Origin of the sequence: Duganella sp. OV510, from assembly GCF_900100205.1 — a bacterium.
Lineage (GTDB): Bacteria > Pseudomonadota > Gammaproteobacteria > Burkholderiales > Burkholderiaceae_D > Rugamonas.
On sequence record NZ_FNEQ01000014.1, the window covers coordinates 30,551 to 54,108 of the forward strand.

Sequence of the window (23,558 nt, forward strand, 5' to 3'; positions counted from 1 at the left end):
CCATGGAATGGCTGATCGAACGATTCCAGACCGCGCCGGAGCGCATCGCCTTCATCCACGAAGGCCGTGAAGTCAGCTATGGCGGCGTAGTCGCCTCGATAGATGATTTTTACCAGCGCGTGCAGTCCGCCGGCATTCAGCGCGGCGACACCGTGGTGGTGCTGGGCGACTACTCGCCGGAAGTGTTCTGCATGATCATGGCGCTGGGCTGCAACGGCAGCATCGTGATTCCGCTGACGCGCACCTCGGTGGTGGAAGAGTCGGTGGCGCTGTCGGTCTCCGGCTGCGAATGGTATGTGGAGTTCGACGCGGCAGGCCGCGACGCCGCGATTACCCATCGTGGCCTGAAGAGCGACAACGCGCTGCTGAATGAATTCCGCCATCGCGGCACCCCGGGCATGGTGCTGTTCTCGTCCGGCTCGACCGGCAAGCCGAAAGGCATCCTGCACGACTTCAACCAGGTCGCGGAGAAATTCCGCAAGCAGCGCACGCCGGTAGTGGCGATCCCGTTCCTGATGATCGACCACTTCGGCGGCATCAACACCATTCTAGCGATCACGTCGAGCCTGGGCACGGTAGTGACAGTGGCGGACCGCTCCGTGGCCAACATCTGCGCAGCGATCGAGAAGTACAAGGTGGAGCTGCTGCCTGCCACGCCATCGTTCCTGACGCTGATGATGGCGTCTCACCTGCAAAACAAGTACGACCTGTCGTCGCTGAAGCGCATCACCTACGGAACCGAAGTCATGCCGCAATCGACGCTGGACCGCGTGCGCGCGCAGTTCCCTGGCGTCGATCTGCTGCAAACTTACGGCCTGTCGGAAGTGGGCGTGCTGCGCTCGCAGTCGCGTGAAGACGGTTCGCTGTGGGTGCGTGTGGGCGGCGAAGGCTTCCAGACCAAGGTTGTGGATGGCGTGCTGTGGATCAAATCGCAGTACGCGATGATCGGCTACCTGAACGCGCCGTCGGAGTTTGACGCTGATGGCTGGTTCAACACGCAGGATCAGGTGGAAGTGGATGGCGATTACTTCCGCATCCTCGGCCGGGTGACGGACCTGATCAACGTCGCCGGCCAGAAGGTCTACCCGTCGGAAGTTGAAAGTGTGATCCTGGAGATGGACAACGTGCAGGACGTGGCGGTGTATGGCGAGAAGCACGCGCTGCTCGGCAACATCGTGGTGGCGAAGATTGTGGTGGACCAGCCGGAGACGGCGGAAAGCCTGAAGAAGCGCATCCGCCACGAATGCCTGGCGCACCTGGCGCCGTTCAAGGTGCCCGCCAAGGTGGTGCTGACCGAAGGCCCGCTGCACAGCGCGCGCCAGAAGAAAATCCGCCGCGAGTAATCAGAAGACGACGGCGGCGCCGTCGGGCAGGTATTTGCGATATTGCTGCAGCGCCGCCTGGATGGCGGCGTTGCTCATTTCGTAGAGGTTGTCGTCGCCGGTTTCGCCGACCTGCACGGCGCCGAAGCGCTCGTGGAACTGAATCACCGACGCATTCCCCTTGCGCACGTCGAAGTGCGCGCGCTGGAAGCCGACTTGCAGCGCGAAGTCATACACCATCAGCGCCGATTCGACGCCGAAGCCGCTCGGCGCGCCATCGCTCTTGATCCATGATCCCCAGCAGAAGGAATCGCCACGCTGGTCGTACAGCCGCACGGTGCCCACCGGCGTGCCGTTCGGCTTGCAGATGATGAAGTAGACCTGCGTGTCGTCGGACGCGTAGCGCGTCAGCCAGTCGCGCTGCTGCTGCACGTCCGGCGTGGTGGCGGACAGGAACTCACCCTTCTTCTGATCCGTGCGCAAGGCGAGGATGAATTCCGCATCCGCCACGGTGGCGTCGCGGAACAGCAACTGCCGTCCGCGTACTGAACGCGGCTTGCGGAACATCGCTCAGCCCAGCTCCGCCAGCGCGGACTTGACGCCAGCCACCACTTCGGCGGCATCGTCCAGCGTCATGGTCGGCGATACCGGCAGGCTCAGTACCTCGCGGTGGATCGCTTCGGCGATCGGGAAGTCGCCTTCCTTGTAGCCCATGTCCGCATATGCCGGTTGCAAATGCGGCGGCACCGGGTAGTGGACGATGGTGCCGATCTGCTTTTCCGCCAGCTTCTTGGCCAGGCGGTCGCGCTGCGCGTGACGCACCACGTACAAGTGCCATACCGGCTCGGCCCACGATGGAATCTCCGGCAGCGTCAGGCCGTCGATGCCGGCCAGGTGCTGCTGGTAATAGGCGGCGACCGCGCGGCGCTGCTGGTTGCCCGCGTCCAGCGCCGGCAGCTTGACCGCCAGCAGGGCTGCCTGCAATTCGTCCAGGCGCGAGTTGTAGCCGGGGACGTCGTTGTAATACTTGATCTTGGAGCCGTAGTTGCGATAGGTGCGGATGCGTTCCGCCAGCGCGTCGTCGCTGGTGGTGACGGCGCCGCCGTCGCCCAGCGCGCCCAGGTTCTTGCCAGGGTAGAAGCTGAAGGCTGCCGCGTCGCCCAACTGGCCGGCGACGCCGCCGTGGTAGCGCGCGCCGTGTGCCTGGGCCGCGTCTTCGATCAGCTTCAGGCCATGGCGCTTGGCGATGTCTTTCAGCGGCTGCATGTCGGCCGGCTGGCCGTACAGGTGGACCGCGATGATGGCCTTGGTGTTGGCGGTGATGGCCGCTTCAACCAGCGAAGGATCGATGTTGTAGGTGCCTGCCACCGGCTCCACCGGCACCGGCCTGGCGCCGCAATGGCTGACCGCCAGCCAGGTGGCGATGAAAGTGTTGGATGGCACGATGACTTCGTCGCCGGGACCGATGCCGTAGCCCTTCAGGATCAGGAAGATCGCATCCAGGCCGTTGGCCACGCCGATGCCGTGCGCGCTGCCGCAGTATTCGGCGAAGCTGGCTTCAAAAGCGGCGGTTTCCGAGCCGAGGATGTACCAGCCGGAATTGAGCACGCGCTTGAACGCGGCTTCCAGCTCGGCGCCCTGCGCCAGGTTGATTGCTTTCAGGTCGAGGAAGGGAACGCTCATGTCATGCTCACTTGGTTTTGTGATGATGTGCCGCAGCGACGAATTCGTCGTAGTCGTGGTAGTAGTCTTTTTGATCGTACAGTGTCGAGGCCAGCACCAGGCATACGCCGCCGGACGAGAAGTTCTCGACCTCGCGCCACATCATGCCCGGCACGTACAGGCCGTAGTACGAACGGTTCAGGTGGATTTTCTTGCGCTCGTAGCCGTCGTCGACGATGACGTCGAAGCTGCCCGACATGGCGATGAACAGCTGTTGCAGCTCGATGTGGCCATGGCCGGCGCGCGAGGAGCCGCCCGGCACGTCGTACAGGTAGTAGACACGCTTGATGTCAAACGGCACATGGATGCCGCCCTCGATCACCGACAGGTTGCCGCGCGGGTCGTGGTGCTTGGGCAGGTCGATAATTCGGCATTGGTCCATCATGGTCGTTTCTCCGTTCAGCCCAGGGCTGCAATATGGTCGTGGTAGCGCTGCTGCGAGGTGGCCACCATCGGGAACACGCCGCTCAGGCGGGCGGCGACGCCGTCGACGGTGTCGCGCAGCGCCACCAGTTCTTCGTTCGAGATCACGCCGGCCAGCTGCGATTCCACCGCCAGATCGATGTAGTCGGAAAAGCAGTAGCCGAAGTTGGGATTGACGCTCGGGTTGGAGTTCGACTCCAGCCGCTGGTCGTGGCGGAAGTAGGACAGCTCCTCGTCGATGTAGAACACGGTGCCGTCCTGCGCCAGGTTGAAGTAGGCGGCGACGTCGGCCAGGCCGAAGGTGCAGTCCCAGGCGCCGTAGTGGAACAGGCCCTTGGTGCCGATCTCCCACAGGCGGTCGCGGCGGAACATGATGGAGCTGAATTCGCCGATGACGTTGCGCATGCCGATCACCATCGAGCGCTGCATGTCGCGCCCGGACATGCTGCCGCTGACTTCATACGGGCGGCGCGTTTCGGTGCGCTCGTTGTCGACGTTGATGACCTGCGAGGCGGAGAACACCAGCTGCACGCCCGGATCCATATTCATGGTGGCGACCATGCGCTCGACGCAGAACGGGTGCAGGATGTCGTCATCGAACAAGGGCTTGATCAAATCGCCTTTGCCGGAGAAGAAGGAGCCCAGCACATTCTTGTCGCGGATGGCGGTGTTGCGCTGGTAGATCACCTGCGGGTATTTGGCGCAGATATCGCGGATCGCCTCGGTCGGGCAGTTATCGCTGACCAGGATCTCGATGCGCGGATAGGTTTGGCCGATGGCCGAGCGCAGACACTGCTCGAAATGCGCCGCCTTGTACGAGGGGATGACGATGCTGACTAATGGCAAACTCATGTGTTCTCTTGCTCCTCAAATTGACGCGGCCGCGCCGATGCGCGCGAGATAGTCCCGGTAGCGCTGCTGTGACACATTAATCAGCGGGAAAACCTCGTTCAGTTCCGCCGGTATGCCTTCCACCCGCGCACACAGCGACAGCACTTCCTCGCCAGTGACCACGCCGGCGTCATACGATTCCAGCAGCAGGTCGATCGAGTCGGACAGGCAGCGGATGACGTCGGGATTATGGCGGTAGTTGGAATAGGACTCGTGGCGCTTGTCCTTGCGGAAGTAGGACAGCTCTTCGTCGATATAAAACACATTGTCGTTGCCGGCCAGGTTGATGTAGGCGGCAACGTCGGCCAGGCCGAAGGTGCAGTCCTGCTGCCCGTAGTGGAACAGGCGCAGCGGGCCGATCTCCCACAGCCGTTCGCGGCGGAACATGATGGTGCTGAATTCGCCGACGATATTGCGTTCGCCCAGCAGCAGGCTGCGGTGCAGGTCGCGGCCCGACATGCTGCCGTTGACCTCATACGGGCGGCGCGGCGCGACCCGTTCGTTGTCGATGTTGATCACCTGCGAAGCCGAGAACACCAGCTGCACGCTGGCTTCCTGGTTCATCGTCGCCACCATGCGCTCGACGCAGAACGGATGCAGCAGGTCGTCGTCGAACAGAGGCTTGATCAATTCGCCCTTGCCGGAGAAGAAGGCGCCCAGCACGTTCTTGTCGCGCAGCGCGGTGTTGCGCTGGTAGGTCACTTGCGGATATCTGGCGCAGATGTCGCGGATCTCCTCGGTCGGGCAGTTGTCGCTGACCAGGATCTCGATGCGCGGATAGGTCTGGCCGATGGCCGTCTTCAGGGTCTGTTCGAAGTGTCCCGGCTTGTACGACGGGATGACGATGCTGACGAGTGGCAGTGGCATGCGCTGTGCTCTCCGTTATGCCGCAACTGCGGTCACGATGTATTGCCATGGCAGGGCGTCTTCCACCGCCACCACCGGATCGAGGCCGCTGGCGCCGGCCATCAGGCGGATCGCCGGCAGGTATTTCTCGCGCGCTGGTTCGTCGATGATGCGCGCGCTGCCGCCGCTGATCTGGAAGCCGGCCTGCTGGAACATCTCCAGCATGGCGCCGCGCGTGAAGATGCGCTTGCGCTGCTTCTCCAGTCCCTGACTGCCGTAGCGGATGTCGCCGGCGTTCAGGCGCGCCTGGATGCTCCAGTGCTGGAAGTTGCGGATGGTGGCGACGATCTTGCCGCCCGGCGCGATGTTGGTGCGGATCTTCTGCAGCACGTTCCACGGATCGTTCATGTGCTCCAGCGATTCGTCCAGCACCCAGGTGTCGGCGTTGCGCACGTGGTCCCAGAATTCCGGGCCGGCGTGTTCGATGTCGTCGTTGAAGACGAAATCGCAATGCGGGCGCGCGGCCTGCGCCGGCGCCGGATCGGCCTCGATGCCGGTGTAGTTGCAGATGGCGTTGCGCTGCTTGTAGGCCTTGGCGAAGGTGCCGTCTCGCACGCCCACTTCGACGATCTTGCGCGCATCCAGCGGCATGAAGTGCAGCAGGTCGGCATTGACGGTGGTGGTGCTGCTTGGCAGGTCGTAGTGGTAGCCGCCGGTGCGGATCACCGTGCCCTGCCAGTCATGCTTGATGAAGTGGCGCTTCGGCTCCTTGGCGAAATCGTCGTGCACCCACGGCACCAGGCCGATCAGGTCGTGCGCGCCGGCGGCGTGGATCGCCAGCATGGTCGGGATCAGCGGCGCGCCGTGCTTGATCGGCAGCGGCCACTGGCGCACCACCTCGATATTGGTCAGCATGCAGGCCGGGTGCAGATAGCGCACGGCGCCATCCTGCGGACGGTCGTAACCCTGCTCGTTGACCAGCTGGGTATTGCCAACGCCGTACATGCCGGGACGCAGGTGTTCATGCAGCGATTCGAGGAAGCCGGCCTTGAGGATCTCGACATCGGAATCGAGGAACAGCACCTCGCCCGACAGGCCGAGGTGATTGATCGCCCACGCCAGGCCCGGGCCGTGGTGGATGTTGTAGCCGAACGGGATGAATTCGACATTGTCATGGCTGTCGGTGATGGCGCGGATCTGCTCGGCCACGTCCGGATTGGAACCATCGATCACGTACACGCGGTTGCTGTAGAACTGGCGCAGCGTGCGCAGCAGCGCCTCGATCAGATCGGGCGCGTTGTAGGACACGGTGATGATCGGAATCTGGTCGATGCGCGCCGGTTCGGCCGGCTGCGACGGTTCCTGCGGACGCACCGCGTGTTCCGGCGCGGCCAGGCGCGGCGCGGCCGGCTTGGCCACCTTCTGCAGCGCGGCTTCCATATTGCGCACGAAGCGCGGGCTGTCGAACAGCGCGCAGGTCAGGCGGTTGGCCATCAGCTGGCGCTTCATCGAAGCGATGCGCGCCGGGTTGTTGGCCAGTTCCACCGCCTTCTCTTCGTAGTCTTCGAAGCTGTGCGTAATCAGCTGCGGCAGGTCGACCGCGCGCAGCAGGCTGCCGGCCATGCGCGACGAGAAGGTCTGGCCGGCGCAGGTCAGCAGCGGCAGGCCGGCCCACAGCGCATCGCTGGCGGTGGTGCCGGCGTTGAACGGGAAGGTATCGAGGAACAGGTCGGCCAGCTGGTAGCGCGCCAGGTACTCGGCCGGCACGGCGCGGCTGTTGAAGATGATGCGGTTGCGGTCGATGCCGGCCTGCTCGGCGTGGCGGAACAGGTTCTCGCGCACTTCCGGATAATCGGCCACCAGCCACAGCACCGAATTCGGCACGCGGCGCAGGATGTTCATCCACACGCTGAACAGGTCAGGCGTGAACTTGAAGTTGTTGTTGAACGAGCAGAAGACGAAGGCGTCGTCCGGCAGGTTGACCGAGGCGCGGGTCGGCGTCGGCGCGATGGCGCGCTGGCGGTCGTTGATCTGGAAGCAGTCCTGCAGGTGCAGCGGTTTCTCGGTGAAGAACGGCTCCATCTCGGGCGTGATCAGGAACTCGTCGGAGATCACGTAATCGATGCCGGGCAGCGCGGTGCTGCCGGGGAAGCCGAGGTAGGTCAGCTGCACCGGCGCCGGGCGGTAGGCGATGATCTGCGGACGGGCGCCCAGTGTCAGGCCGTGCAGGTCGACCAGGATATCGATCTCGTGGGCGCGGATGGTGCGGGCGGCCTGCTCGTCGGTCATCTTGTCGATGCGGATGTAATGGTCCATAGCCTTGACCACGCGCGCGCGGATCGGCGAACCGTCCTCGCGGCTCCAGCTGAAGGCATAGACCTCGAACTTGCTGCGGTCGTGCAGCTCATACAGCTCGGCGGTCAGGATCGACACCGCGTGCGAGCAGAAGTCCGACGACAGGTAGCCGATGCGCAGGCGCTGGTGGCCGTAGCCGTGCTGGCCGGTCAGCGGCGCCACGGCGGCATTGATCTTCTCGTTGACGAAGCGCTTGGCGGCGGCCAGCTGCTGGGCCGGATCGGCGGACGCGCTGAGCATGGCCAGCGCCGAGGTGCCTTCCATCATGGTGGCAAGCGAAATATTTTCCAGGCCGGCGTAGACCGGCCATTCGCACTGCTTCTGGCGCAGGTGGACCCAGTGGGTCATCACGTTTGCCTGTTGTGGATCGACGCCGAGGCTGGTGGCCAGCATGGCTTCCGCTTCCGGGTAGCGCTTCTGGATCTCCAGCAGGCGGCCGAGGTTGTTCAGCGTCTGCACGTACAGCGTCTGGTTGGCCTTGACGTCCGGCTCGATCGGATCATTGATGATGGACTTCCACATCGCCAGCGCGTCATCCGGGCGGCCGGTGCGTTCCAGCAGCGTGCCGAGATTGAGGCGGGCCTCGATGAAATTCGGATTCTGCGCGATGGCCTTGCGCAGCACCACCTCGGCGCCGGGATCGTCGCCGGAATTCGACAGCACCACGGCCAGGTTGAAGCAGGCCGCATACATCAGCGGCGACGGCGTGTGCTCGATCCAGGTGCGGTAGAGCGCGATGGCGGCCGGCAACTGGCCACTTTCCTGCAGCACGGCAGCGGCGCCGAACAGGTCCGGAATGGACAACTGGCCGTTGGCGGCCATGGCCATGACAGTGCCCAGCGGGCTGTTATCGGTAGGAGCGGGTGCTGCGGGTACTTGAGCGGTCATAGCAGAGCGTAAAGTTGTTTCAGTCCGATCCCTATCATACCTTTTTGTCGCAGGATAAGGGGCAACTTTTGGCTCTGGAGCAAGACCCAAAACCGGGGTCAGTTCTGCCAAACGTACACGAGCTCATGTACATTTGGCAGAACTGACCCCAGGTTTTGGGTTTGTTGCTTAACGTTTAGGCACGCTGAACCAGTTTTGCGCGGGTTCTTCGAACGCTGGCTTGTTGCTTAGCGGTGCCGTTGCGCCTTGCAGGCCTTGGCTGGCGCGGTAGTGCTTGAGGGCGTCGGCCATTGCCAGGGCTGGCGCGGATTCGGCTACCGTAGCGGTGGCAGCCGGGTTCAGCGTCAGCGCTGGCTGTTGCGTTTGCGCCGCAGGGGCCGCGCCGTAACTGCCGATGGCGTTGCTCAGGCCACTGACTTGCTGTTGCAGCGAGGAAGTGGACGTTGCTTTCTGTGCCAGGAACCAGGCGTCGGCGCTCTGGTGCTCGCTGCCGTCGGTGCTGGTGTAGCTGCCGGTCAGGCCGATCAGGTTGCCGTTTTGCTGGATCAGGGTGCTGCTGGCTTTGACGCCGATCGCGGCGATGCCTAGCTGTTCCAGCGTCTTCAGCTCGTCCGCCTGGCTGACGCCATCGGAATTGCCGTCCACCCATACGCGCAACGCTGCGTAGGCGCTGTCGGCGGCGGTGATCTGGCCGTCGCCGTTAGTGTCCAGCTCGCGCAGCGCGGCGTAGCCGTCCCTGGCTTTGCTGCCGTCGGCCAGCGTGGTACCGCTGCCGAACAGCTCGCCACCGTCGTTGATGACGCCGTCGCCGTTGCGGTCCAGGGCCAGCAGGCCGTCGTGGGCGTCTACCCAGCCGGTCTGTACCTTGCTGCCGTCGGCGCGGATGTCGAACTGCACGCCAGCGGTGATGCTGAGCGTCTGCACGCCGTTGCCGTCGAGGTCGAGGATCAGCGGCGTCGCGTAGTTGACCGAGGCCGAGTTCAGTGCCATGGTCTGCGCCACCGACATCGCCGCTACCTGGCCGGCGCTGAAGGCGTCGGCTTGCGCCACGCTCAGCGCGCTGAGGCCGGCCGTGGCCAGTACCGCGACCTGGTTGGTGCCCAGCGCTTGCAGCTGGGCGTTGGTGAAGACGATCAGCTGGCTGGTCTTCAGGCCCGCTGCCTGGTCGGTGCTCAGACCGGCGATCTGGTCGGTCGACAGGTAGCCGATCTGCGCATTGGTCAGCGCGCCGAACTGGCTGGTGCTCAACGCACCCAGCTGGTCGGTGCTGAAGCCGTAGATCTGCGTTGCGTCCAGCGCGCCCAGCTGGGCGTTCTTCAGCGCCGCCATCTGGGTGGTGGTCAGCGCGCCCGCCTGCGGCGTGGTCAGCGCAGTCAGCTGGGTGTTCGACAGGGTCTGGATCTGCGCGGTGGTCAGCGCCTGCAGCTGGTCGCTGCCCAGCACGCCGACCTGGTCGATGGTCAGCGCGGTGATCTGGCTCAGCTTGATCGAGGCGATCTGCTCGGTCGACAGCGCCTGCACCTGGGTGTTGGACAGCGCCGCCAGTTGGGTGGTGGTCAGGTAGCCGATCTGCGTGGTACGCAGCGCCACGATCTGGCTGGTGCTGAAGGCGAACAGCTGGTCGGCGGTCATCGCGCCCAGCTGCGCGCTGGTCAGCGCCTGTACCTGTTCGGTGTTGATGCCATGCAGCTGGCTGACGCTCAGGCTGGCGATCTGCACCGTGCCGAGTGCGGCGATGGTGGCGGTGCTCAGCACGCCCAGCTGGTCGGTCGACAGCGTGGTCACTGCCGCTACGCTCAGCGCGTTGGCCTGCTGCGTGCTCAGCGCCTGCAACTGGTCGCTGGTGAAGACGCTGATCTGGCCGCCGTCGATGGCGGCGATCTGCGCGGTTTTCAGGCCGCGTACCTGGGCGGTGGTCAGCGCCACCGTCTGGTCGGTCGACAGGCCGATGAACTGGCCGGCACTCAGCGCGGCGACGTCTTGCGTGTCAAGCGCGGCGATCTGATCGGTGTTCATCGCGGCCAGCTGGTCGGCGCTGAGCGCCGGCATCTGCGCGGTGGACAGGCCGGTCATCTGCGACGGCAACAGCGCGGCGATCTGGTCGGTGCCCAGCGCGCTGGCTTGCAACGAGGTCAGCGCGGCGATCTGCGCGGTGCGCAGTGCCTGCAACTGGGTGTTGGTCAGCGCCGCCAGGTTGTCCAGCGTCAGGCCGTAAGCCAGCTGGGCGGTGGTCAGTGCGCTGATGTGATCGGTATCCAGCGCCGCCAGTTGCGCGCTGGCCAGGCCGTTGGCCAGCTGGCTGGTGCCCAGCGCGGCGAACTGCGTGGTGCCCAGCGCGTTCAGTTGGTCGGAACCCAGCGCGCCGAGCTGGGCGGCACTGAGGGCGTTCAGCTGGCGGGTGCTGAGGGCGTTGACGTCGATGGTTTCCAGCGCCGCCACCTGCTCATTGCTGAGCGCGGCGATCTGCTGGGTGGTCAGCGTTGCGGCCTGGTCGCTGGTCAGCGCGACGATCTGGTCGGTGCCCAGCACCTGCACTTGCAGCGTGCCCAGCGCGGCCGACTGCGCGGTGCGCAGTGCGGCGATCTGGTCGGTGGTCAGCGCGGCGACCGCGATGCCGAGGCCGGCCACCAGCTGACTGGTGGTCAGCGTGCTGATGTGGGCGCTGTCCAGCGTTACCAGCTGGTCGGTGGTCAGGCCCAGGCTCAGCTGGTTGGTGGTCAGCGCGGCGAATTCGGCGGTGGTCAGGCTGTTCAGTTGCAGGCTCGCCAACGCGGCCACCTGCTCGATGGTCAGCGCCTGGATCTGGCGCGTGCTGAACGACGACAGGTCCACGGTTTCCAGCGCCACCACCTGGTCGGTGGTCAGCGCGGCAACCTGCTGCGTAGTCAGCGTGGCGGCCTGCGCGGTGGTCAGCGCGACCACCTGGTCGGTGCTCAGCGCCGCCACTTGCAGCGTTGCCAGCGCGGCCGATTGCGCGGTGCGCAGCGCGGCGATCTGGTCGGTGCCAAGGGCGGCGATGCTGTCGGCGCTCAGGCCGTAGGCAAGCTGCGCGGTGGTCAGCGCGCTGATGTGATTGGTGTCCAGCGCCACCAGTTGCTGCGTGCCGAGGCCGTTGATCAGCTGGCTGGTGGTCAGCGCCGCCAGCTGGGCGGTGGTCAGGCCGTTCAGCTGGTCGGTGCCGAGCACGGCAAGCTGGTCGCTGGTCAGGGCGACGATCTGGCGTGTGCTGAAGGCGGACAGGTCATCGGTTTCCAGCGCGATGACCTGGTCGCTGGTCAATGCGGCGACCTGGCGGGTGGCCAGCGCTGCCGCTTGCGCGGTGGTCAGCGCGACGATCTGGTCGGTGTTCAGTCCGGCGCTGAGCTGGTCGGTGGTTAGCGTGCTGATCTGCGCGGTCGACAGCGTTGCCAGCTGGTCGGTCAGCAGCGCCTGCAACTGGTCGGTCGACAGCTGGGTGAACTGGGCCGTGGTGAGCGCGGCCAGATCGGCGGTTTCCAGCGCGACGATCTGATCGGTCAGCAGCGCGTTCAGCTGCGTGCTGGTCAGCGCGCGCACCTGTTGCGTGGCCAGTGCGACGATCTGGTCGGTGGACAGCGCGCCGATCTGGTCGGATTGCAGGTTGCGGATGGCGTTGGTGTTGATGACGCTGAACTGGTCGGTGTTCAGCGCCGCCAGCTGGTCGGTGCTCAAGGCGTAGGCCTGGGACGAGGTCAGCGCGCCCACCTGCGCCGTATTCAGCTGGCTGAACTGCGACGCCGTCAGCGACGCCAGCATGGCCGTGGTCAGCGCGGTGAAGGCACTGGTCGACAGCGCGTTCAGCTGGGCGCTGGTCAGTGCGGCGAACTGCGCGGTGTTGAAGGCGGCCAGCTGGTTGCTGCGCAGCGCGATGAAGTCTTCGGTGCTCAGCGCGCCGACCTGGTCGGTGTTGAGCGCGCCGATTTGCGCCGAATTCAGCGTGGTGACCTGGGCGCTGGTCAATGCTTCGATGTGGTCGGTGCCCAGCGCGGCGATCTGGTCGCTGCTCAGGCCGGCCACCTGGGCGGTGGTCAGCACGTGCACGATGTCGGTGGTCAGCGCCGCGATGTTGCTGGTGGTGATGGCGGCGATCTGCGCGGTTTTCAGCAGAACGAAGTCGCGGGTCTCCAGCGCGTCCAGCTGGTCGCTGCTAAAGGCGGCGATTTGCGCGGTGCTCAGCGAGGCGGCTTGGGACGAGGTCAGCGCCACCATCTGGCTGGTGCTGATGGCGCCAAACTGCGCCGCGTTCAGCGAGGCGATCTGGTTGCTGGACAGCACGGCGAAGTTGTCGGTGCTGATGGCGGCGATCTGCTGGCTGCTCAGCGCGTTCAGCGCGCGCGTGCTCAGGCTGGTGATCTGCGTCGCGGTCAGCGCGTCGATCTGCGCGGTGGTCAGCGATTGCGCCTGCGCCGAGTTCAGCGCTTCGATCTGGTCGGTGCGCAGGTTTTGCAGCTGGTCAGGCGTCAGCGTGCTCAGCTGATCGGTGGTCAGCGCGCCGACCTGGGTGCCGCTCAGCGCTTGCAGCGCGTCGGTGCCGAGCGCCTGGAACTGGCCGGTGGTCAGCGAGGACAGCTGGCCGGTGGTGAGGCCGGCCGCCTGCTGCGTGGTCAGCGCGGCGATGTGGGCCAGGTCGAGCTGGCTGATTTGTTGCGTACTCAGCACTGCCAGCTGGCTGGTCAGCAGGGCTGCCAGGTCTTCCAGTTCCATCGCTGCCAGTTGCGACGCGCTCAGCGCGGCGATCTGCGCGGTGGCCAGTTGCACCATCTGGGCGGTGGTCAGCTCGATGATCTGGTCGCTGCCCAGCGCGTGGAATTGCGCCGTGCTCAGGCCGTTCAACTGGGCCGAGCCCAGGCCCTGGATCTGGTGTTGCAGCAGCGCGTTCAGCTGGTCGCTGCCCAGCGCCTGCAACTGCGCGGTGCGCAGCGCGTTGATGTCCTCGGTTTCCAGCGCCTGGATCTGCGCAGTGGTCAGCAATGAAAGCTGGCTGGTGCTCAAGGCTTGCGCCTGGGCAGTGGTCAGCGCGGCGATGCGGTCCAGCGTCAGCGATTGCAGCTGGTCGGAACCGAGCGCCAGGATTTGCGCGCTGCTCAGCACGGCCAGGTCTTCCAGCGCGATGGCGCCGAGCTGGGCGGTGGTCAGCAGCGCGATCTGCGCCGTGGTCAGCATGCCGAATTGTTGCGTGGTCAGGCTGTAGATCTGGTCGCTGCCCAGCGCTTGCAACTGGGTGCTGGTCAGCGCTTGCAGCTGGGTCAGGCCCAGGCTTTGCAGCTGCGGCTCCAGCAGGGTGTTCAGTTGCTGCGTGCTCAGCGCGATGATTTGCGCGGTTTTCAGCGCGGCCAGGTCCTGGGTTTCCATTGCCTGCAGCTGGTCCGAGGTCAGCGCTTGCAACTGGGCGCTGCTGAGTGCCTGCACCTGGGTGACGCTCAGCGAGGCGATGCGGTCCGGCGCCAGCGCCTGCAACTGGGCGGTGTCCAGCGCGGCGATCTGCGCGGTTTTCAGTGCGGCCAGGTCTTCCAGTTCAATCACGCTCAGCTGACGGGTGGTCAGCACGGCAATCAGGGCGGTCGACAGCGCCGCATATTGTTGTGTGGTCAGGGCGATGCTCTGGTCGGTGCTCAGCGACTGCAACTGGGTGCTGCTCAGCGCGTTCAGCTGGGTGACACCCAGCGATTGCACCTGCTCCGGCGCCAGTGCGTGGATCTGGTCGGTGCTGAGTACGCTGATCTGGGCGGTTTTCAATACCGCCAGGTCGTCGCTGCCCAGCGCCTGCACTTGCGCCGTGCCGAGCGCGGCAAACTGCTGGGTAGACAGGTTGCTGATCTGCGCCGAGGTCAGTGCCTGGATCTGGTCGGTGCTCAGCAGAGTGATCTGGCCGGTCGACAGCGCGGCGATCTGCGCGGTGCGCATCGCGGCCAGGTCTTCCAGTTCCAGCACTGCCAGCTGGCTGCTGCTCAGCGCGGCCACGCCGTCGGTGCTGACGGCGCCGATCTGGCGCGTGGTCAGGGCGATCACCTGGGCGCTGTTCAGCGCGGCGATCTGGACGGTACTGAGAGCGGCGATCTGCGCCGTGGTGAGTGCCTGGATCTGGTCGGTGCTGAGGTTGCCCAGCGAGCCGAGCGCGGCCAGTTGCGCGGTGTTCATCGCGGCAAAGTCGTCGGCGCTCAACACCGATACCTGGTTCGAGGTCAGCGACGACAGCTGGGCGGTCGTCATGGCGCCCACCTGGTTGCTGCTCAGCGCGACGATCTGGTCGGTGCTCAGCGTCACCACCTGTTCGGTGCGCAGCGCGCCGATCTGGGCGCTGCGCAGCGCGGCGATTTCATCCGAGTTGAAGGCGGCCAACTGGCCGCTGGCCAGCGCGGCGATCTGCGCGGTGGCGAGGGTGCTGACCTGGCGGGTGGTCAGTGCGGCGATCTGGGCGGTGAGCAGCGTCTGGAATTGCGCCGTGCTCAGCGACGACAGCTGGGCCGTGGTGACCGCCTGCAACTGGTCGGTGGTGATGGCGCCCAGCTGGTTGCTGTTCAGCACCTGCATCTGCGCGGTCTTCAGCGCGGCCAGATCCTGGGTTTCCAGCGCCTGGATCTGGCTGGTGGCCAGCGCGCCGACTTGCTGCGTGTTCAGGTTGCTGACTTGCAGCGTGCTCAGGGCGGCGATCTGCGCGCTGTTCAGCTGCACGATCTGGCTGGTGCTGAGGACGTTGATCTGGGCGGTTTTCAGTGCCGCCAGGTCTTCGGTTTCCAGCGCGGCCAGCTGGCTGTTGCTCAGCGCCTGCAACTGCGCGCTGGACAGGTTGCTGGCTTGCAGCGTGCTCAGGGCAACAATCTGCTGGCTGCCGAGCGACTGGAACTGGCTGGTGGTCAGCGCATTCAGCTGCGCCGTGTTGAGCGCGCGGAACTGGTCGCTCAGCAGCGCGTCGAGCTGGTCGCCGCTGAGGCCGCCCAGCTGGGTGGTTTTCAGCGCGGCGATATCAGCGGTGGAGAAGGTTTGCAACTGGGCCGTGCCGACAGCGCCGAGTTGCGCGCTGTTCAGGGCAGCCACTTGCGCGGTGGTCAGCGCTTCCGCCTGAGTGGTGTTCAGGCCGGCGATTTGTTGCGAGCTCAGCGCGGCAATGTGCTGCGACTTGAGCGCGCTCAGGTCCTGGCTTTCCAGCGCGTTCAGCTGGTCGCTGCCCAGCGCCGCAACTTGCTGCGTGCCGAGGTTGCTGACTTGCAGCGTGGTCAGGGCGACGATCTGCGCGCTGTTCAGCGCGGCGACCTGGCTGCTGTTCAGTGCGGCGATCTGCTGGGTCTTCAGCAGGGCCAGCATGGCGGTGCCGATGGCGACCAGCTGGGCGTTGCTGAGTTGCGGCATCTGCGCCGTGGCCAGGTTGACCAGCTGGGCGCTGCTCAGCGCCGCCAGCTGGCGCGTGGCCAGGTTTTGCAGTTGCACGCTGCTGAGCGCCTGCAATTGCGCACTGGTCAGCGCCTGCATTTGCGTGCTGCTGAGCGCATTCAGGCTGTCGCTCGACAGGCCGATCATCTGCGCGGTGCGCAGCGCGGCCAGGTCGCGGGTTTCCAGCGCGATCACCTGGCTGGTTTCCAGCGCGTCCAGCTGGCGCGTGCTCAGCGTGGAGATTTGCAGCGTGTTGAGGGCAACGATCTGCTGGCTGGTCAGCAGGCTGACCTGTTCGGTCGACAGCGCGGCGATCTGCGCGGTACGCAGCGCGGCCAGGTCGTCGGTTTCCAGCGCGCGCAGCTGGTCGCTGTTCAGCGCAGCGATCTGGGCGGTGCCCAGGCTGCTGGCTTGCAGCGTGCTGAGGGCGGCGATCTGCGCTGTTTCCAGCGCGCGGAACTGCACGCTGCTCAGTGCGGCGATCTGGCCGGTGGACAGCGCCTGCCATTGCGCCGTGGTCAGCGCGGCCAGGCCGGCGGTGCCGAGGTTGGCGATTTGCGCGGTCAGCAGGGCGCCGATGTCGCGGGTTTCAATCGCCACCAACTGCTCGGTGGTCAGCGCGCTGGCCTGGCGGGTGCTCAGGGCGGCGATCTGCTGCGACGTCAGCGCGACGATTTGCGCGGTGCTCAGCTGGGTGATCTGGCTGGTGTTCAGTGCGGCGATCTGGGCGGTCTTCAGCGCGCCGATGTCGGCGGCATTGAGGGCGGCCAGGTGGTCGCTGGTCAGCGCGGCGATCTGGCTGGTCAGCAGGTTGCTGACTTGCAGCGTGGTCAGCGCGGCGATCTGTTCGGAGGCCAGCGCGCGCAGCGTGTTGCTGCTGATCGCGGCCAGTTGTTGCGAGCTCAGCGCTTGTACCTGGGCGCTGCCCAGTGCGTTCAGGCTGTCGCTGCCGAGGCTGGCGAGCTGGGCGGTCTGGATGGCCACCAGGTCGCGGGTTTCAATCGCGGCGATCTGGTCGCTGTCGAGCGCGGCCAACTGGCGGCTGCTCAGCGCGGCAACCTGCTGCGAACCGAGCGCGACGATCTGCGCGGTGGTCAGCAGGCCGACCTGGGCGCTGCCGAGGGCGGCGATCTGGCTGGTTTTCAGTGCGGCCAGATCGGCTGACTCCAGCGCCTGCAACTGGTCGCTACTGAGGGAGGCGATCTGCGCGGTGGTCAGGCTGGCGGCTTGCAGCGTGTTGAGGCCGGCAATCTGCAAGGTATCCAGCGCGCGCAGCTGGTTGGTGCTGAGTGCGGCAATCTGTGCCGAGTTCAGTGCTTGCAGCTGGGCGGTGCTGAGTGCGGTCAGGTTGGCGGTGCTGATGCCGGCGATCTGCGCGGTTTGCAGCGCCGCCAGGTCGCGGGTTTCGATGGCGGCGAACTGGTCGCTGTCGAGCGCCGCCAGCTGTTTGGTGCTGAGGCCGATGAAATGCTGGGTGCCTAGCGCAACAATCTGCGCGGTGCTGAGCTGGCTGATCTGGACGGTGCTGAGGGCTGCCACCTGCGCGGTGCGCAGCGCGGCCAGGTCCCTGGTTTCCAGTGCGGCCAGCTGGTCGCTGGTCAGTGCGGCGATCTGGGCGGTGGTCAGCGTGCTGGCTTGCAAGGTGCTCAGCGCGGAGATCTGGTCGCTGCCCAGCACGCGCAGCTGGCTGGTGCTGAGGGCGCCAATCTGTGCCGTGGTCAGCGCCTGCAATTGCGCGGTGGTCAGCGCGGCCAGGCTGTCGCTGGACAGGCCGACGATTTGGGCGGTTTGCAGCGCCACCAGGTCGCGGGTTTCAATCGCGGCGATCTGGTCGCTATTGAGTGCCGCCAGCTGCTTGCTGGAGAGGCCGGCGAACTGCTGGCTGCCGAGGGCGACGATTTGCGCCGTGCTCAGCAGGCCGATCTGGGCGCTGCCCAGGGCGTTCAGCTGGCTGGTTTTCAGTGCCGCCAGGTCTTGCGTTTCCAGCGCGGCCAGCTGGTCGCTGCTCAGGGCGGCGATCTGGGCGGTGGTCAGGCTGCTGGCTTGCAGCGTGCTCAGCGCGGCGATCAGGTCGGTGCCCAGCGCTTGCAGCTGCGCGGTGTTGAGCGCGCCCAGCTGGGCGCTGTTCAAGGCCTGCAATTGTGCGGTGGTCAGGGCGTTCAGGCTGTCGCTGGACAGACCGGCGATTTGCGCCGTTTGCAGCGCCAGCAGGTCGCGGGTTTCAATCGCCGCCACCTGGTCGGACGACAGCGCGGCCAGCTGCTTGCTGCTCAGCGCCGCCACTTGTTGCGAGCTCAGCGCGACGATCAGGCTGGTGGCCAGGCTGCTGATCTGGCTGGTGCCGAGTGCCGCCACCTGGGCGGTTTTCAACACAGAAATGTCCAGCGTGCCGAGTGCGTCGATCTGGTCGGTGGTCAGCGCGGCAATCTGCTGGGTCAGCAGGCTGGCTACCTGCTGCGTGCTCAGTGCGGCAATCTGCGCGGTGTTCAACTGGCTCAGCTGCGCGGTGCCGATGGCCGCCAGTTGTTGCGACGTCAGCGTTCGCAGCTGGTTGCTGGTCAGCGCGTTCAGGTTGTCGGTGCCGAGGCCGCCGATCTGCGCGGTTTGCAGCGCCACCAGGTCGCGCGATTCGATCGCTGCGATCTGGTCGGTGGTCAGCGCGGCCAGCTGGCGCGAGCTCATGGCATTGAATTGTTGCGAGCTCAGCGCGACGATTTGCTGCGTGCTCAGCAGGCTGACCTGCTCGGTGCCCAGCGCCTGAATCTGGCGCGAGTTCAGCGCCGCCAGGTCGACGGTTTCAACCGCCAGCAGCTGGTCGCTGCCGAGCGCGGCAATCTGCGCGGTGCCCAGGTTGCTGACTTGCAGCGTGGTCAGTGCCGCCACCTGGTCGGTGCCCAGCGCCTGCACTTGCGCGGTGCTCAGCGCGACGATCTGACGGGTGGCCAAGGCGGCCAGGTGCGCCAGGTCCAGCGCCGCCACGGCATCGCTGCCGAGGGCGCCGATCTGGGCGCTGGTCAGTGCGGCCAGGTCCTGCGTTTCCAGTGCGTTCAGCTGGTCGGTCGACAGCGCCGCGATGTGGCGGGTCGACAGCTGGCTGGCTTGCAGCGTGGTCAGCGCGACGATCTGCGCGCTGGTGACGGCGGCCAGCTGGTCGGAGCTGAGTGCGTTCAGCTGGGTGGTCTTCAGCGCGGCCCAGTCGGCGGTGGTGAGTACCGCCACTTGCTGGGTCAGCAGGTAGCCGATCTGCGCGGTGCTGAGGGCGTTGACCTGCATGGTGGTCAGCGCGCGCAGCTGGGCGCTGCTGAGCACCTGGATCTGGTCCGAGCTCAGCTGGGCAATCTGTTCGGTCTTCAGCGACGCCACTTGCGCCGGACTCAGGGTGGCGATGCTGCGCGTGCCGAGGGCCAGCAGCTGGCTGGTGCGCAGCGCGGCGAAGTCCTGGGTTTCCATCGCGGCCAGCTGTTCGGTGGACAGCGCGTTCAGCTGCGACTGGGTCAGCGCGGCGGCCTGGGCGGTGGTCAGCGCGACGATCTGGTCGGTGCTGAGGGCGGCCATCTGGTCGGAACCGATGGCGATGATCTGGCTGGTTTTCAGCGCGGCAAAGTCCTGTGTCTGCAAGGCCGCCACCTGGTCGGACGACAGCGCGGCGATTTCACGCGTGGTCAGCACGCTGGCTTGCAGCGTGCTCAGCGCAACAATCTGGTCGGTGCTCAGCGCGGCGACCTGGGCCGTGCTGAAGGAGGTCAGCACGGCGGTGGTCAGCGCGGCGAACTGCGCGGTGGTCAACGCGGCAACGGCGTCGGTGGGGAGTGCTGCCACCTGGCGTGTTTGCAGCGCGGCCAGCGCGGCGGTTTGCAGGGCCGCAGCCTGGCTGGCGCTCAGCGCCGCCAGTTGCTGGGTGGTCAGTGTGCCGGCCTGGGCCGAAGTCAGCGCCGCCACCTGGGCGGTGCCGAGCGCGGCGATCTGGCTGGTGGACAGGGCGACGGTCTGGCTGGTTTTCAAGGCGGCCAGGTCGCGGGTTTCCAATGCCGCCAGCTGGTCGTCGGACAGGGCGGCGATTTCGCGGGTGCTCAGCGCGCCGGCCTGCAAGGTGGTCAGCGCCACGATGTGGTCGGTGCTCAGTGCGGCCAGCTGGGCGTTGGTGAGCGCGCTCAGCACGGCGGTGGTCAGCGCGGCAAACTGGCCGGTGGTCAGGGCGGCGATGGCGTCGGTGCCCAGCGCCACCACCTGGCGCGATTGCAGCGCCACCAGGTCGCGGGTTTCCAGCGCGGCCATCTGGTCGGCATTCAGCGCGGCGATTTGCTGCGTGCTCAGCGCCGCCACCTGTTGCGACGCCAGCGCGACGATCAGGCTGGTGCTCAGCGCGCTGACCTGTGCTGTGCCGAGGGCGGCGATCTGCGCGGTTTTCAGCGCGGCCAGGTCCTGCGTTTCCAGCGCATTCAATTGGTCGGACGACAGCGCGGCGATTTCGCGGGTGCTCAGCACGCCGCTTTGCGCGGTGGTCAGCGCGACGATCTGGTCGGTGGTCAGTGCCGCCACCTGGGCGTTGGTCAGCGAACTCAGCACAGTCGAGCTGAGCGCGGCGAACTGGCTGGTGGTCAGCGCGGCAATGGCGTCGGTGCTCAGCGCCACGACCTGGCGCGATTGCAGCGCGGCCAGGCCGTTGGTGCGGATGACCGCCAGCTGTTCGGCGCTCAGCGTGGCCGCTTGCAGCGTGCTCAGGCCGGCGATTTGCAGCGAGGTCAGGGCGGCGGCCTGGTCGGTGCCCAGCGCACTGATCTGCGCGGTGCCGAGGGCGGCGATCTGCGCGGTTTTCAGGGCGGCGAAGTCACGCGACTCCATCGCGGCCAGCTGGTCGGCCGACAGCGTGGCGATCTGGCGCGTGGACAGCATGCTGGCTTGCGCGGTGGTCAGGGCGACGATCTGGTCGGTGGTCAGCGCGCTGATTTGGGCGGTGCCGAGGTTGCTCAGCACATTGGTGGTCAGTGCGGCAAACTGGGTGACGTCCAGCGCGGCGACGGCATTGGCGTTCAGCGCGGCCGCCTGCACCGAATTCAGTGCGGCGAGGTCGCGGGTTTCCATCGCCGCCAGTTGCTCACTGTTGAGCGTGGCGACTTGCGCGGTGCTCAGCGCGGCGACCTGCTGCGAGCCGAGGCCGACGATTTGCGCGGTGTTCAGCGCGGCAATCTGGGCGGTGCCGAGCACGACGATCTGCGCGCTCTTGAAGGCGGCCAGGTCCTGGACTTCCAGCGCGGCGACCTGGTCCGAGGTCAGCGCCGCCACCTGGCGGGTGAGCAGCGCGGCGCTTTGCTGCGTGGTCAGCGCGACGATCTGGTCGGTGGTCAGCGAGGCGATCTGGCTGGTGGTGAACGAGGTCAACACGGCGGTGCTCAGCGCCGCCACCTGGGCGGTGGTCAGCGCGTTGACATTGGCGCTGGTCAGCGCCGCTACCTGCTGCGATTTCAGCGCCGCCAGTGCCGAGGCCTGCAAGGCCAGCACTTGATCGCTGCTCAGCGCGGCCACCTGCTGGGTGGTCAGCACCGATACCTGCAGCGAGCTGAGGGCGTTGATCTGGTCGGTGCCCAGTGCGCTCAGCTGATTGGTGGTCAGTGCGGCGATCTGCGCGGTCTTCAGCGCCGCCAGGTCGCGGTTTTCCAGCGCCGCCACCTGGCTGGTGGCCAGTGTGGCGATTTGCAGCGTGGTCAGCGTGCTGGCCTGGGCGGTGGTCAGGGCGACGATCTGGTCGGTGCCGAGCGCGTTCAGCTGGCGCGTGGCCAGCGTCGACAGTTGGGCGGTGGTCAGTGCCGCTACCTGATCGGTGCTGAGGGCGGCGATGTTGGCGGTGCTGAGGCCGCTCAGCTGCGCCGTCTTCAGTGCGGCCAGGTCGGTGTTTTCCAATGCGGCCAGCTGGTCGCTGGACAGCGCCGCCAGCTGCTGCGCGCTGAGTGCGCCGGCTTGCGCGGTTTTCAGGGCGACGATCTGATCGGTGGTCAGCGCGGCAATCGCGGCGCTGCCGAGGGCGGCGATCTGCGAGGTTTTCAGGCTGGCCAGGCTGTCGGCGGTCAGCGCCGCTACCTGGCGCGTCGACAGCGCGCCGATCTGCAGCGTGCTGAGCGCATTTGCCTGCCCCGTGCTGAACACGGCGATCTGGTCGCTACTGAGCGCGGCCAGCTGGTTGTTCTGCAACGCGGCAACCTGCAGCGTGGTGAGCGCGGCCACCTGGCTGAGTTCCAGCGCGGCGATGCCCTGGCTGCTGATGGCGGCCACCTGCTGCGAGCGCAGCGCCACCAGATCGGCGATTTCCAGCGCGGCCAGCTGGGCGGTGCTGAGGGCGGCAACCTGCGTCACCGCCAGGCTGGCGGCCTGCTGGGTGCTGAGGGCGATGATCTGGTCGGTACCGAAGGCGTTCAGCTGTGCCGTGCTGAGCGCGTTCAGCTGTGCGCTCTTCAGTGCGGCGATGTCGGCGTTTTCAATCGCCGCCAATTGGGCGTTGCTGAGCGCCTGGACTTGCAGCGTGGTCATCGCTGCCACCTGGTTCATGCTCAGGGCGACGATCTGGTCGGTGGTCAAGGCGCGCACATGGGTGCCCGGCAGGGCGGCGATCTGCGCCGTGGTCAGCGCGGCCATCAGGCTGACGCTGAGCGAGGCGGTGGCGCTGGTACTCAGCGCCGCTACCTGGTTGGTGCGCAGCGCGGCCAGGTCCTGCGCTTCCATCGCGTTCAACTGGCGGCTGGAAAGCAGGCCCAGCTGCTGCGGCGTCAGCGCCACCACTTGCGCGGTGGTCAGCGCAATGATCTGGTCGGTGCTGAGGGCACTGAGCTGCTGGTTGGTCAGGCTGGCGATCTGCTGGGACTTCAGCACGCTGAAGCCATCATTGCCCAGCGCGGCCAGTTGTGCCGTGCCAAGCAGGCCGATCTGGCCGACCGACAGGCTGGTGATCTGGCGCGTGCTGAGCACGGCCATTTGCGCGGTGCCCAAGGCGGCCAGCTGGTTCGGGTCCAGCACGTTCAGCTGGGCGGTGGTCAGCGCCACCACGTCATCCAGCGCAATGGCGGCTACTTGCGCGGTGGTCAGCGCCACCACCTGCGAGGTCTTCAGCGAGGTGGTCTGGGCGGTGGTCAGGGCCTGGATCTGGGCGGTGGTCAGCGCGCGTACCTGCTCCGGCGCCAAGGACACCAACTGGGCGGTGCGCAGCGCGGCGACGTCTTCGGTCTGCAGGATGGCCATGCGCGCCAGCGTCAGCACCGACAGTTGGGCGGTGGTGAGGCTGCTGAACTGCTCGGCGTTGAGGCCGGCAGTCAGCTGGGCGGTCGTCAGCAGGGAAAACTGCTCCGGCGTGAAGGCTGCCACCTGGCGCGTGCTCAGGCCGGTGTTGATCTGTTGCGTGGTCATCGCTTGCAGTACCTGCGCCGACAGGACGCGCAGCGGCGCCGTGCCCAGCGCGCTCAGCTGGCTCGGGCTCAGCACGCTCATTTGCAGCGTGCTCAAGGCAGCGGCATCGGCCGTTGTGAAGGCGGCGATTTGCGCGTTGCTCAGGGCTTGAATTTGGTCGGTCGTCAGGTCAGGTACAGTGGATGCCATGTTTATAATCTCCCAGGGGAAATATATAGTACCGTTAAACGATATTAACTGGAGAAAAAAGGCTTAAATTGGTGCCAATTCTTGGCCTGAAAACAATGACTTAGCGCTCATTTTTGTCATCGGACGGTCATAAATTCTTCGCGC

Annotated in this window: 8 protein-coding genes; 1 reads left to right on the forward strand and 7 read right to left on the reverse strand. The window is 66.1% G+C overall.

What is annotated here, in order from left to right; translation table 11 throughout:
* Positions 1 to 2: 2 nt before the first annotated feature.
* The gene (locus tag BLS51_RS27375) at positions 3 to 1,343 is read left to right on the forward strand and encodes a class I adenylate-forming enzyme family protein (protein ID WP_175472710.1); all 1,341 of its coding nucleotides are present in this window, start codon (positions 3 to 5) and stop codon (positions 1,341 to 1,343) included.
* Here the strand turns inward: BLS51_RS27375 and BLS51_RS27380 are convergent, their stop codons facing one another.
* The 7 genes from BLS51_RS27380 to BLS51_RS27410 form a co-directional block, all read right to left on the reverse strand.
* Positions 1,344 to 1,889, reverse strand: coding sequence for a GNAT family N-acetyltransferase (locus BLS51_RS27380; RefSeq protein ID WP_090192117.1), 546 nt, complete (start codon positions 1,887 to 1,889; stop codon positions 1,344 to 1,346).
* Between the two features lie 3 nt (positions 1,890 to 1,892).
* A complete protein-coding gene (locus BLS51_RS27385; protein WP_090192114.1) occupies positions 1,893 to 3,005 on the reverse strand; it encodes a DegT/DnrJ/EryC1/StrS family aminotransferase in 1,113 nt (370 codons plus the stop codon).
* Between the two features lie 7 nt (positions 3,006 to 3,012).
* On the reverse strand, positions 3,013 to 3,429 hold the full coding sequence (locus BLS51_RS27390) for a sugar 3,4-ketoisomerase (RefSeq protein WP_090192110.1): 417 nt from the start codon (positions 3,427 to 3,429) through the stop codon (positions 3,013 to 3,015).
* A 14-nt stretch (positions 3,430 to 3,443) separates the two neighbouring features.
* Positions 3,444 to 4,319 carry a glycosyltransferase family 2 protein gene (locus BLS51_RS27395; protein ID WP_090192107.1) on the reverse strand — a complete coding sequence of 292 codons (876 nt, stop codon included), beginning with the start codon at positions 4,317 to 4,319 and terminating at the stop codon, positions 3,444 to 3,446.
* Between the two features lie 15 nt (positions 4,320 to 4,334).
* Entirely contained in the window at positions 4,335 to 5,225 is an 891-nt protein-coding gene (locus BLS51_RS27400; protein WP_090192104.1) for a glycosyltransferase family 2 protein, read from the reverse strand.
* Positions 5,226 to 5,240: 15 nt separating this feature from the next.
* The gene (locus BLS51_RS27405; protein ID WP_090192101.1) at positions 5,241 to 8,447 is read right to left on the reverse strand and encodes an O-linked N-acetylglucosamine transferase family protein; all 3,207 of its coding nucleotides are present in this window, start codon (positions 8,445 to 8,447) and stop codon (positions 5,241 to 5,243) included.
* A gap of 168 nt (positions 8,448 to 8,615) precedes the next feature.
* On the reverse strand, positions 8,616 to 23,414 hold the full coding sequence (locus BLS51_RS27410) for a hypothetical protein (protein ID WP_090192099.1): 14,799 nt from the start codon (positions 23,412 to 23,414) through the stop codon (positions 8,616 to 8,618).
* Between the last annotated feature and the right edge of the window lie 144 nt (positions 23,415 to 23,558).